The organism is Stutzerimonas marianensis (assembly GCF_022810315.1).
GTDB lineage: Bacteria > Pseudomonadota > Gammaproteobacteria > Pseudomonadales > Pseudomonadaceae > Stutzerimonas > Stutzerimonas marianensis.
In genome coordinates this window covers 121,552-134,169 of record NZ_JALGRD010000010.1, presented here as the reverse complement: position 1 = coordinate 134,169, position 12,618 = coordinate 121,552, and the positions used below count along the sequence as shown (strand labels likewise).

The 12,618-nt window shown below is 66.5% G+C and carries 11 protein-coding genes; 6 read left to right on the top strand and 5 right to left on the bottom strand.

Features of this window, described 5'->3' with window-relative positions; translation table 11 throughout:
* Positions 1-46 precede the first annotated feature (46 nt).
* Both MST27_RS18060 and MST27_RS18055 read left to right on the top strand, forming a co-directional pair.
* Positions 47-1,804 (top strand): sensor histidine kinase, encoded by a 1,758-nt coding sequence (locus tag MST27_RS18060; RefSeq protein ID WP_243607323.1) that lies wholly within the window; start codon positions 47-49, stop codon positions 1,802-1,804.
* A gap of 26 nt (positions 1,805-1,830) precedes the next feature.
* A complete protein-coding gene (locus MST27_RS18055; protein WP_243607322.1) occupies positions 1,831-3,186 on the top strand; it encodes a sigma-54-dependent transcriptional regulator in 1,356 nt (451 codons plus the stop codon).
* 273 nt (positions 3,187-3,459) lie between these two features.
* Here the strand turns inward: MST27_RS18055 and MST27_RS18050 are convergent, their stop codons facing one another.
* The 3 genes from MST27_RS18050 to MST27_RS18040 form a co-directional block, all read right to left on the bottom strand.
* Complete coding sequence (locus MST27_RS18050; protein WP_243607389.1) at positions 3,460-4,680, bottom strand: RNA polymerase sigma factor; 1,221 nt, start codon at positions 4,678-4,680, stop codon at positions 3,460-3,462.
* A 22-nt stretch (positions 4,681-4,702) separates the two neighbouring features.
* Complete coding sequence (locus MST27_RS18045) at positions 4,703-5,059, bottom strand: YciI family protein (protein WP_243607321.1); 357 nt, start codon at positions 5,057-5,059, stop codon at positions 4,703-4,705.
* A gap of 84 nt (positions 5,060-5,143) precedes the next feature.
* Positions 5,144-5,608: a YybH family protein gene (locus tag MST27_RS18040; protein ID WP_243607320.1), complete on the bottom strand. Its 465-nt coding sequence runs from the start codon at positions 5,606-5,608 to the stop codon at positions 5,144-5,146.
* A 249-nt stretch (positions 5,609-5,857) separates the two neighbouring features.
* Between MST27_RS18040 and MST27_RS18035 the strand changes: the two genes are divergently transcribed.
* The 4 genes from MST27_RS18035 to MST27_RS18020 all read left to right on the top strand — a co-directional run bounded on the left by MST27_RS18035 (position 5,858) and on the right by MST27_RS18020 (position 10,658).
* On the top strand, positions 5,858-8,071 hold the full coding sequence (locus tag MST27_RS18035) for a TonB-dependent receptor (protein WP_243607319.1): 2,214 nt from the start codon (positions 5,858-5,860) through the stop codon (positions 8,069-8,071).
* Positions 8,071-9,198, top strand: a complete 1,128-nt coding sequence (locus tag MST27_RS18030; protein WP_243607318.1) for a PepSY-associated TM helix domain-containing protein — start codon at positions 8,071-8,073, stop codon at positions 9,196-9,198. Before MST27_RS18035 ends, MST27_RS18030 begins: the two co-directional genes overlap by 1 nt.
* A complete protein-coding gene (locus MST27_RS18025; protein ID WP_243607317.1) occupies positions 9,195-9,392 on the top strand; it encodes a hypothetical protein in 198 nt (65 codons plus the stop codon). Before MST27_RS18030 ends, MST27_RS18025 begins: the two co-directional genes overlap by 4 nt.
* A gap of 78 nt (positions 9,393-9,470) precedes the next feature.
* Positions 9,471-10,658 (top strand): lactonase family protein, encoded by a 1,188-nt coding sequence (locus tag MST27_RS18020; protein WP_243607316.1) that lies wholly within the window; start codon positions 9,471-9,473, stop codon positions 10,656-10,658.
* 2 nt (positions 10,659-10,660) lie between these two features.
* On the opposite strand, the gene MST27_RS18015 is transcribed toward MST27_RS18020, so the two are convergent.
* Together MST27_RS18015 and flgL are read right to left on the bottom strand one after the other, a co-directional pair.
* Entirely contained in the window at positions 10,661-11,692 is a 1,032-nt protein-coding gene (locus MST27_RS18015) for a hypothetical protein (protein WP_243607315.1), read from the bottom strand.
* Between the two features lie 14 nt (positions 11,693-11,706).
* Complete coding sequence (gene flgL / locus MST27_RS18010) at positions 11,707-12,615, bottom strand: flagellar hook-associated protein FlgL (RefSeq protein WP_243607314.1); 909 nt, start codon at positions 12,613-12,615, stop codon at positions 11,707-11,709.
* Between the last annotated feature and the right edge of the window lie 3 nt (positions 12,616-12,618).

Genomic DNA, 12,618 nt, shown 5'->3' with positions numbered 1-12,618 from the left:
GGCGGCGTGGCTTACCATGGCCGCCACCCTTCGATGAGCCGAACCCGTGCCCGCCAGCCGTTATCGCGTCGTCCTGACCGTCCTGCTGATCCTTGCCGGACTGCTGCTGTGCATGCACCTGGCAGGGCGTGTTGCCGAACAGCGCGCCTGGGACGAGCGCAGCCAGGAGGCACGCGGCCAGCTGCAGCTGTACGCCCAGGCGATCCATACGCAGGTCCAGCGCTTTCGCTCGGTGCCGGCGCTGTTGGCGCTCGACAGCGACATCCGCCAGCTGCTCGCCAACCCGGACGACCAGAACCTGCGTGAACAGCTCAACCTGCGCCTGGAAGCGCAGAACCAGGCCGCCGGCTCGTCCGTGCTCTACTTGCTGGACCGCCACGGCGAAACCCTGGCGGCCAGCAACTGGCGCGACTGGAGCAGCTTCGTCGGCAACAACTACGCCTTCCGCCCCTACTTCCTCGACGCCCTGGCGAACGACTCGGGTCGCTATTTCGCCGTCGGCGTGACCACCGGCATTCCCGGCTATTTCCTCTCCAGCTCGGTAAAGAACGACCGCGGCGAGGTCATCGGCGTGCTGGTGGTCAAGCTCGAACTGGAAGATATGCAGCGCGAATGGGTCGGCCAGTCGGGCATCCTGCTGATTTCCGACTCGCTGGACATCGTCATCCTGACCAACCGGCCGGCGTGGCGCTTCCGCTACCTGCGCCCCCTGAGCGACGAAGTGCGCGAGCGCCTGGTCGCCGTGCGCCGCTACGCCGAACAGACCCTGCAACCGCTGCCAAGCGACCAGGTGCAGCAGATCGCCGAGGACAGCGAACAGCGTCTGGTCGAGGGGCCGGACGGGCGCCGCCTGTATCTGTGGCAACGCCTGTCGCTGCCCGAAGAGGACTGGACGCTGCACCTGTTGCAGGAGCCGCAGCAGATCGCCGCCAGCGTACGCAGCTACCGCCTGGCCGCCGCCGGGGTCTGGATGACGCTGGCGTTCCTGCTGCTGTTTCTCGCGCAACGCCGCAAGACACGGCGCATCGAGCAGCGCAACCGCAGCGAGCTCGAACGGCTGGTCGAAGAGCGCACCCGTGAGCTGCACACCGCCCAGGACGAACTGGTGCATGCCGCGCGCATGGCGGCCCTGGGGCAGATGTCCGCCGCTCTCGCCCACGAAATCAACCAGCCACTGACGGCCCTGCGCATGCAGCTGGCCAGCCAGCGTCTGCTGCTCGACAGCGGCCGCACCGACGCCGTGCGCGAAGGCATCGGGCAGGTCGAGGGCCTGCTCGAGCGCATGGCCGCGCTGACCAGCCACCTGAAGACCTTCGCCCGCAAGAGCCCCGCGGGGCTGCGTCAGCGCCTGAGCCTGGCCGAGGTGCTGGACCAGGCCCTGCACCTGCTGGCGCCGCGCATCCGCAGCGAAGGCGTCGAGGTTCAGGCCCGCGTACCGGGAGATGCCTGGGTCAGCGGCGATGCGATCCGCCTGGAACAGGTCCTGATCAATCTGCTGACCAACGCCCTCGACGCGATGCTCGGCGGCCAGGTGCGCCAGTTGCACATCGACTGCGTGCCCGAGCGGGACGGCTGGACCCTGCGCGTCGCCGACAGCGGCGGGGGCATCGCGGCCGAACATCTGGAGCAGGTCTTCGAGCCGTTCTTCACCACCAAACCGGTGGGCCATGGCCTCGGCCTGGGACTGGCCGTGTCCTATGGCATCGTGCGGGACCTCGGTGGCACGCTCGAGGCGAGCAACGAGGGCGCGGGCGCCGTGTTCAAGCTGCATCTGCCAGCGGCCGAGCCGGGCCACAGCGAGTAGACTGGCGATCAGCAGGAGGACATGACATGACCGGCCAGGTGATCTTCATCGATGACGAGGCGGCGATCCGCCAGGCAGTGCAGCAATGGCTGGAGCTGTCCGGCTATCGCGTGCGCACCTGCGCCAGTGCGCAGGAAGCGCTGGGCATCGTTGACCGCGGTTTTCCCGGCGTGCTGATCAGCGACGTGCGCATGCCGGACCTGGACGGCCTCGGCCTGCTGGAGCGGTTGGTCGCGCTGGACCCGGAGCTGCCGGTGATCATGGTCACCGGCCATGGCGACGTGCCCATGGCCGTGCAGGCGCTGCGCCAGGGTGCCTACGACTTCATCGAAAAGCCTTTCACCCCCGAACGCCTGCTCGACAGCGTTCGACGTGCCCAGGACAAGCGTCGGCTGGTCTGCGAGAACCGCCAGTTGCGCGAGCAATTCACCCGCAAGGGGCGCATCGAGTCGATGCTGCTGGGCGTTTCGCGCGCCATGGAAAACCTGCGCCGCCAAGTGCTGGAGCTGGCCGGCACCAATGTCAACGTGCTGATCCGCGGGGATACCGGCAGCGGCAAGGAGCAGGTGGCGCGCTGCCTGCACGACTTCAGCCCGCGCGCGCGCAATCCGTTCGTCGCGCTCAACTGCGCGGCCATCCCGGAAACCATCTTCGAGAGCGAACTCTTCGGCCATGAGAGCGGCGCCTTCACCGGCGCCCAGGCCAAGCGCATCGGCCGCATCGAGCACGCCCACGGCGGCACCCTGTTTCTCGACGAGATCGAAAGCATGCCGCTCGCCCAACAGGTCAAGCTGTTGCGCGTGCTGCAGGAGAGAACACTCGAGCGGCTGGGGTCGAACCGCAGCATCGAGGTCGACCTGCGGGTGATCAGTGCCGCCAAGCCGGATTTGCTGGAAGAGGTGCGCGGCGGGCGCTTCCGCGAGGACCTGCTGTACCGCCTGAATGTCGCCGAGCTGCACATCCCGCCCCTGCGCGAACGGCGCGAGGACATTCCGCTGCTGTTCGAACACTTCGCCAGCCAGGCCGCCCAGCGCCACGGTCGGGACCCCGTCCCCGCCAGCCCGGCGGAGCTGGCGCAGCTGCTCGGCCACGACTGGCCGGGCAATGTCCGTGAATTGATCAACGCCGCCGAACGTCACGCCCTGGGCCTGACCCCGCCGCCAACGGCACAGGCCCCCACCACCAGCACCGGAACCTCCCTCGCCGAACAGATGGAAGCCTTCGAAGCGCAATGCCTGCACAATGCGCTGCAACAACACAAGGGCAACATCAGCGAGGTCATGGCGCAGCTGCAGCTCCCGCGCCGTACCCTCAACGAGAAGATGCAGCGCCACGGCCTCAGCCGCAGCGACTACCTGCCAGCGGGCAGCAATGACGGCTGAGTGGTGGGTAGGGATTTACCTGAAGGCGCGAGCGACCGCACTGCACTCTGCTTGACCACGACGCCGCTGAAATCCTCGCTTTTGGCAGCCTCTGCGCCACCGCAGGCGAGCGTGATCGCCGGCGGTGTTGCCAGTAGGCGAACAAGGGCGCCCCTACCGGGCCAGCCACCCCGACAACTTTGTAGGGGCGAATCTATTCGCCCAACGGCCCCCGGCTCAACCCATACCGCCAACAAACGCCCTGTAGCTGTCGTGGAGCGTTATTGCTCTTCGCTAGCGCTCGAGCTCGCTCAGCTGCCGCTGCAGGAAGCGCTTCTCCGGCTCCAGCTGCGCCAGGGCCAAGGCCGTCCGGTAGGCTTCGCGCGCCTCGTCCACCCGTCCGAGACGGCGACAGAAATCGGCGCGGGCGGCATGCAGCAGGTGATATTCAGGCAGCTCGCCGCGCGCCAGCAGCTCGTCCGTGACCGCCAATCCGGCGGCAGGCCCATCGCGCATGGCCAAGGCCACGGCGCGGTTGAGCTCGACCACCGGCGACGGGGTGGCATGCAGCAGCAGGTCATAGAGGCGCACGATCTGCGCCCAGTCGGTTCGTTCGGCACTGGGGGCTTCCGCGTGCACGGCCACGATGGCGGCCTGCAACGTGTAGGCGCCGAATCGTCTCGATCCGAGCGCGCGCTGCACCAGGGCGATACCTTCGGCGATTTCAGCCCTGTCCCAGCGGCTGCGATCCTGCTCGTCCAGCCGCACCAGGTCGCCGGCGGCATCAAGGCGCGCAGCCCGCCGGCTGTCGTGCAGCAGCATCAGTGCAAGCAGTCCCGCCACCTCCGGGTCCGGCAGCAATTCGAGCAGCAGCCTGCCCAGGCGAATCGCTTCGGCGCTGAGGTCCGCGCGGGTCAGTTCGGGGCCGCTCGAGGCCGAATAGCCTTCATTGAAGACCAGGTAGATCACCCGCAGGACGCTGTCCAGCCGCGCCGGCAGCTCGTCGCGTGACGGTACGTGGTAGGGCAACTTCGCCTCGCGAATCTTCGCCTTGGCGCGGACGATGCGCTGCGCCACGGTCGCCGGCGCGGCCAGGAAGGCCCGTGCGATCTGCTCGGTGGTCAGGTCGCAGACTTCGCGCAAGGTCAGTGCCACGCGGGCGTCCGGCTGCAGCGCCGGATGGCAGCAGGTGAAGATCAGCCGCAGACGGTCGTCTTCCATCTCGTCCACCTCCGCGGCGTCCGGCGAGCCTTCCAGTTGCTCGGCCAGCAACCGCAGCGAGGCATCGAAACGTGCACGACGGCGCAGCGCATCGATGGCCTTGAAGCGCCCGGCGGACACCAGCCAGGCGCGCGGATTGTCGGGCACGCCCTCCCGCGGCCACTGCTGCACAGCCGCGGCGAAGGCGTCGTGCAGCGCCTCTTCGGCCCGATCGAAATCGCCGAGCAGGCGAATCAGCGTCGCCAGGACACGACGCGACTCCTGTCGATAGATGGCCTCGATCCGCCCGGCCAGCGGGCTGGCGTAACCGGGCATGCTAACGCTGTGGCAGCTGCCGCAACGGCCGCACTTCGATGCTGCCGAGGCTGGCCGGCGGAATCGTCGCGGCGATGGCCTCGGCTTCCGCCTGATCAGCCGCTTCGATCAGGTAAAAGCCGGCCAGTTGCTCGCGCGTTTCGGCGAAGGGCCCATCGACGACCGATGCGGTGCCCTCGCGCACCCTGACCGTGCGGGCGGTTCGCACCGATTGCAGCGGCTCGCCGGCGAGCATATGCCCACTGGCACGCAGGCGCTCGCCGCAGGCCAGGCAGCGCGCGACCAGTGCCTGCCACTGCTCGTCGGTCATCGCGTCCACAAGCTGCTCGTCGTAATAGATCAGGCACAGGTATTTCATGGCGGGGCTCCGTCTGCCGGTAACCCAGCAACGCTAGCAGCGACCGGCGCTCCCTGCCCCACCAAGCGACGAACGCTCAGCGCCCTACCCGGCCTGCTCCTGCAACGGCGGTGTCGAGTCGGACATGCAAACCTGTCCGGTCTCCATGTCGAAGGGCATGGAGAAATGTTCATGCACGACCCGCCATTGATCGCCTTGCCGGCGCCAGACCCGGCTGCCACGCATCCAGGCGGTCTGCATCTCGCCCTTTTCGTTGGGGCCGCCGCAATGCGAGAGCATGCGGCTGTACGCCAGGTCGCCGCCTACCTCGACATGCAACTCGTGGGTTTCGAAGAAGCCCTCGCCCTGGCAGAACTCGAAACAGCGCTTCCAGTGCGCGTGGTAGTCCGGTACGCCGGCGAATTGCAGCGCACCGACGGCGTCGAAGGCGACAACGTCCGGCGCGTACTGGGTCATGATCCGGTCCAGATCCCTGGCCTTGAGGGCAACTTCGAATTCGTCGTGCAGCTGACGGATGCGGGCTTCGTCCGGGTGGATGGCGTTTGGCATGGTGGTTTCTCCTGTCATGTGGGTTTCGCATGAACTGGTCGTCCGGCAGCACGCCAGATCGACAACCACCCTCATGTGTTTCCGAATATGACGACCAACGGCATAGTCGCGACCATTCGGCGCAGGATGATGCAACTTAGGTTGCGAATTGTTCGCATTGAAATATGATAGTGGCCCTCAGATAGCATGCCGTTTCGTCGGCCTCTGCTCCGTGATCCACCCATTGCCTCCATGCCGGTCAGGTCTCCCATGCCCACTCTTCGCTTCGCACGCAAAACCGCCCTGCTGCCCGTTTGCCTTGCGGCCAGCTTCACTGGCACGCCGTTGATGGCGCAGGAACAAACCGAGCGCCAGCCCCAGGCGGCGACCACCGAGCCGGTGGAACTGCAATCGGTCGAGATCACCGCCAGCGCCGACGCCTCCGCCGAGGGCCTGACCGAACCCTACGCGGGTGAACAGGTGGCCCGAGGCGGCCGGGTAGGCATCCTGGGTAATCAGGACTATATGGAGACGCCGTTTACCTCGACGTCCTATACCTCCAAGCTGATCCAGGATCAGCAGGCGCGTAGCGTCTCCGATGTGCTGCAGAACGACCCATCGGTACGCGTCGCCCGCGGCTTTGGCAATTTCCAGGAGCTGTACGTGGTACGCGGGTTCCCAGTGTTCTCCGACGACATCGCCTACAACGGTCTCTATGGCCTGCTGCCGCGCCAGTACGTGGCTGCCGAATTCATCGAGCGCGTGGAAGTGTTCCGCGGCGCCAACACCTTCCTCAACGGTGCGGCACCGGGTGGCAGCGGCATCGGCGGCGCGATCAACATCCTGCCCAAGCGCGCACCGAACGAGCCGTTGACACGCTTGACCGTAGGTGCCGAGAACGGCGGCCAGTTCACCAGCTCGGCGGATATTGCCCGTCGCTTCGGCGAGGACGACCGCTTCGGCGTGCGCCTGAACGCGGCCAAGCGCGCCGGCGAAACCACGGTCGAGGACGAGGATCGCACCCTCGACATGTTTGCCCTTGGCCTCGACTACCAGGGTGACAACTTCCGCCTGTCCGGCGACATCGGCCACCAGTACCACTTCATCGACAGCCCGCGCCCGAACGTAACTCCTGCCGGTGGCATCCCCAGCGCGCCGGACGCCGAGGACAACTTCGCCCAGCCGTGGACCTACTCGAAGGAAAAGCAGACCTTCGGCACCTTCCGCGCCGAATATGACTTTTCCGATGCAGTGACAGGCTGGCTCGCTGCTGGCGTGCGTGAGGGCGAGGAGAAGAATCGCCTGGCCAACCCGACGTCCGATGCCAATGGCAACCTCACCGCGTACCGTTTCGACAACGTGCGCGAGGAGGAGGTATTCACCAGCGAAGTCGGCCTGCGTGGGCTCGCGCAGACCGGCGCGGTATCGCACCAATGGGTCGTCTCGGCGGCGATGTTCGATGTGGAGGCCCGTAACGCCTACGCCTTCTCGAACTTCGCCGGCTTTGCCAATGACCTCTATGACCCCTACGCCAGCCCCATGCCATCGGCAGACTTCTTCATAGGCGGCGCGATGTCCAACCCCCATGTGACCGAGCGCACCCATACCCAAAGCTTGGCCATCGCTGACACCCTCGGGTTTCTGGACGACCGCCTGCTGATTACCCTTGGTGCCCGCCGCCAAGGCATCGAAGCCAAGACCTACGATTACAACTCCGGCCTGCGTGCGTCGTCCTATAACCGCTACGAGACCACTCCGTCGGCTGCCGTGGTCTACAAGCTGACCGATGAACTTTCGGTATACGCAAACTACATCGAGGCGCTGGTCAAAGGTGATATTGCCCCGGCGAACAGTGGCGGCAGTCCCGTCACCAACGCGGGCGACGCGTTGGCGCCCTATGTCTCGGAGCAGACCGAGGTGGGTATCAAATATGACGGTAGCTACCTTGGCGGCAGCCTGGCCTTGTTCACGACCGATCGGCCTTTCAGCACCATCGATAACGGTGTATTCACGGACGGAGGCGAGCAGCGCAACCGCGGCATCGAGCTGTCCGTATTCGGTGAACCTGTCTATGGCGTACGCTTGCTGGGTGGCGTGACATTGCTCGACGCCGAGCTGACTCGCACCGAGAACGGACTCAACGAAGGCAACCGCGCCATCGGCGTGCCCCGCACCCAGGCCAATATTGGCGGTGAATGGGACCTGCCGGGTGTAAACGGTCTGACCCTGACCAGCCAGGTCGTCTATACCAGCAGCCAGTACGCCGATGCGGCGAACGACCTGAAGGTGCCGTCCTGGACACGCCTGGACCTCGGTGCCCGCTACCGGATGGTGCTCGACGAGCGTGACGTGACCCTGCGCGCCAACCTGGACAACGTGACCGGGCGCGACTACTGGGCCTCGGCTGGCGGCTACCCCGACCAGAGCTACCTCGTCCTCGGCGCCCCGCGCACCCTCACGGTCAGCGCCACGGTCGACTTCTGATGCAGGCAGTCACGCTCCGCCGTTGGGGCTGGATCCACAAGTGGTCCAGCCTCGTTTGCACACTGTTCATCCTGATGCTGTGCCTGACCGGCCTGCCGCTGGTCTTCTCGCATGAGATCGATCACCTCACCGGCAACGAGATCGAGGCGCCGGCGATGCCCGAGGGCGCGCCACGCGCTCCGGTCGATCAGGTGGCTGCCAAGGCGGTCGAGGCCTATCCGGGGCTGGTCCCGCTGTATTTCTTCGCCGAGGAAGACGAGCCGGACGTCTGGTACGTCAAGCTCGACACCCGCGTCGACACCGACGAGAGCGAGTCGACCCTGATCCTGTCCGACGCCCGCACGGCCGAGGTGCTGGGCGCGCCGAACTTCGACGAAGGCTTCATGAGCGTCATGTACCGCCTGCACGTGGACCTCTACGCGGGGCTGGCGGGCAAGCTGTTTCTCGGTCTTATGGGCCTGCTGCTGATGGTGGCGATCGTCTCCGGCGTGGTGCTCTACGCCCCCTTCATGCGCAAGCTGCGCTTCGGCGAGGTACGCCAGGAGCGCACGGCCCGTACCCGCTGGCTGGACCTGCACAACCTGCTCGGTATCGTCACCCTGGTCTGGGCGCTGGCGGTGGGCTTCACCGGCGTGATCAACACCTGGGCGGACCTGATATTCCAGGCCTGGCAGGCCGAACAGGTCGCCGCGCTGCAGGCCGGCAAGACTCGTGTGCTGCTCGCGGACGATGCCAGTGATGCCCCGGCCGCGGACGGCTCGCTGCAAACTGCCGTCGACCGGGTGCTGGCCGCGGCACCCGACATGGCCGTTTCGATGATTGCCTACCCCGGCACCCTGCGCGCCACGCCGGAGCATGTCGCGGTGATCCTGCGCGGCGACACGCCGCTGACGTCGCGCCTGACCCAGGCGCTGCTGGTCGATCCGGCCAACGGCGAGGTCCTGGAAGCCGGCGCCCGGCCCTGGTACGTCACCGCGCTGCAACTGTCCGAACCGCTGCACTTCGGCGATTACGGCGGCCTGCCGCTGAAAATCCTCTGGGGGCTGTTGGACATTCTCACCATCGTGGTGCTCGGCAGCGGCCTGTACCTGTGGCTCAAGCGCGGCGCGACGGAGGGTCGGGCATGATGCGCATCTGGTTGTGGCCGGTGGTGATCGCCGTGGTATCGGCGATCGGACTGATCGCCGGCCTGGTCTCCGAAGGTGCCGGCGACTGGCTGAGCTGGCTGGCGCTCGCCGTACCCGTGGTGATCTCGCTGCATGGCCTGCGCCGCTGCAAGCCGCAGGGGCCGCGTGGCCTGAGCGTGCGCGCCCAGGGCTGAGGGGCGGCGCAGCGTTCTTCGACCGGAGCATTGCCGCCTGACTGCGGTCACATGCTCACGTCTGTCTGGAGATGCGCCATGCGCCACCTCATCAACGCCCTGCGCCAGTGCGCCCTGATCGGGTCCCTGGCCTTCAGCACCTCGGGAGCCGCCGCACCCATGTACCAGGTCCTCATTGGCAGTTACACCAGCGAAGGCAACAGCGAAGGCATCTACCGGATGCAGTTCGACGCCGAACGCGGCCACCTCGACCCGCAACCCCTGCAGGTCATCCGCAGCCACAATCCGTCCTGGCTGACCCTGGATCTGAATCGCAACCGCCTGTACGCCGCCAACGAAAATGGCCCCGGGCATCCCGACCCGGTGGGCCGGGTCAGCGCCTTCATGATCGCCGCAAGCAGCGGCAGACTCTCCCCGCTGGCGCAGCAGATCACCCTCGGCGACGAGCCCACCCACCTGGCACTGAGTCGCGACGGGCGATTCCTCTTCGTCTCCAACTATGGGTCACGGGCCAACCCTGGCGGCAGCCTGGCCGTGGTGCCAACGGCGAAGGACGGCACCCTGATGCCGGTGACCCAGATCGCCACGCACAAGGCCAGCGAACAGCACCCCGAGCGCCAGCAATCGGCGCACGTGCATTCCGCCGTGATATCGCCGGACGGCAAGACATTGTTCGTCAGCGATCTCGGCGCGGACCGGATCTTCGTCTACCGCTACGACCCGAGCAACGCCGAGCGCCCCCTGACGCCAGCCGACCCGGCGGTCATCACGCTACCGGATGGCAGCGGGCCCCGGCACCTGGCGTTCAGCCCTGACGGCCTGCAGGCCTATGCAACGCTGGAGCTGAGCGCCCAGGTGGTGCGTTTCGATCATGTCGACGGCAGCCTGGTCCAGCGCCAGCTGGTGAACCTGGCGGAGGACGGCGACGCTTCCCGGCATTCCCCCGGGGCGATCCATCCCTCGCCGGACGGCCGCTTCCTGTACGTCAGCGATCGTGCCGAGACGAATCGGATCCTGGTCTACGCCGTCGACGACAACGGCATGCTGCGCGAGATCCAGCAGCGCGACAGCGAAGGCCGCGAGCCGCGAGAGTTCGCCATCGATCCAAGCGGCCGGTTCATGCTGATCGCCAATCAGAAGAGCGATGCCCTGGTGGTGCTCGAGCGCGACCCGGACACCGGGTTGCTGGGCGACACCCTTCAGAGCCTGCCGATGGGGCGGCCGTCGGATGTGAAGTTCATCGACCGCACCCAGAGCGGGGGCTGAGATCAGGACAGCAGGCTGACCACCGCGAAGCGGCTGATGATGGCCTGCGCCACGACCGTCTGGGTGACGGCCGCGTAGCTGGAGGGGCTGCGCTGCATCAGGTTGAACACCGAGCGGGAGAAGTCCAGCGCCCACTGCTTCTCGTCCGCATGGGCCTGGCGGGCGAGAAACTCGCGGATTTCCTTCTGGCGGTTGCTCAGTTGCTCGCGCAGCGCGGTGACCTTGTCGAGCCCGGTGACCACCGAATCGAGCAAGCGGCGCAGTTCGCGAAAGGAGTCCAGCTGCAGCTCCTCGGGCAGCGCGAGCAGCTGGTCTTCCTGGCTCTGCAGACGAACGTACCGACCCTTCTCGAACAGCTTGCCCTCGCCCTGCACCGCCAACTGGCCCTTGAGCTTCTGCCAATCGGCTTCACGCGCGGAGAATTTCAACTCGCCGTTCTGATCCAGCTCGGCGCGAATACCGGCCTGCCCGAGGCTGCCGTTGAAGCGGCGCAGGATCTGCTCGTCGGTCATCTCGTCGTCGAGCACCACCGCGACGGGCTCGGCCAACTGGCGGCCGCCACTGAACAGCAGGGTTTCGCGGCCGGACTGGCGAATCTGCTCCAGCGACTCGAGCCCCTGCAGGCTGAAACGGCTGCGGACGGGTTCGGTCAGGCGCAGCTTGAGCGTCGCATCGAGGGATTCGCCGGAGCGCTGGCGGCGCGCCTTCAGCAGCTCGTCGAGTTGCTGGGCCGAGCGACGGATATTTTCTTCACCGCTTGGCTGCGGCGCGCTGATCTGGCGGCTGAGGTCCAGCTTGAGCTGGGACAGGCGGCTCTGCAGATCACCCAGGTAGCTGTCGGCCGACTGCATCGACGACAGCTGCTGGTTGAGCTGCAGGCTGAAGCTGGTGCTCTTGCTGGGAGCCGTCTCGGCGTGCGGCGTTTCCGACGGCAGGCCGCCACGCAACGGCGCAGGCGTATCGCGCAGCAGGGCTTCGCGCCGCTCCTGCGGATTGATTGCGGAAACAGCGGGTAGCTGCTTGCCAATCTTCATTCACGCTACCTCGGTCAGAGCATGCCGAACAGCGACAGCCCGTTGATCTTCAAATAGGTCTTCTGCGTCGCCTGCAGCGACAGCTGATAGTTGTTCAGGTCGATGCTGGCGGTGGCGTAGTCGAGCTGCGAGAGCTCGCCTTCAATCTTCTGGTTCACCAGCGAGACGTCTTCGTTGCTGCTCGACAGCAGCGTCAGGGTGTTCTGCCGCCCGCCGAGATCGGTGACCGCGCCGAGCAGCCTGCCGTGGGTGGCGTCGAGGCTGTCCATGCTCGCGGCGATCTGCGCGCGGACGGCCGGGTCGCTCGAATCCAGCGCCGGGTCCTTGAGCGTCTGCACCAGGCTGCGCAGCTCGTTGAGCATGCCCACGCCGGCACCGAAGACCTGCGCCGCGGTGACGTTCTCTTCCACCAGCACGCCGTTGGCCACCGCGGCCTGGCGATGCTGGTCGTTACCCTGCATGACGTAGACACCGCCAACCAGGGCGATCGCCGGCTGGTTGGAGCGGGTGCCGGAGAACAGGTAGCGGCCCTCCTCGTCGCGCACGTTGGCGAAGCTGAGCACGGTGCCTTCGAGGGTTTCCAGCTCGTTGGCGATGGCCGACAGGTCCTCGTCGGTGTTGCTGCCGTTGGCCGCCCACAGCAGCAGGTCACGGATGCTCAGCATGCTGTCGGAAGCCGCCTTGAGATTGGCTTCCTGCTTGGACAGGTTGCCGGCGACGTTGGCGATGTTGGTGCGGTACTGCGTCAGGCTGGCTTCCTCGCGCTGGATGCGCAGCACGCGGACCGCCGAGATCGGGTCGTCGGATGGCACCAGCATGCGCTCGCCACTGGCCATCTGTTGCATCAGATTGCCCAGTTTCTCGGAGCTGTTGTTCAGCGAACCGTGCATAGTGGCGGTGATCTGGGCGTTGGAAATGCGCATGGT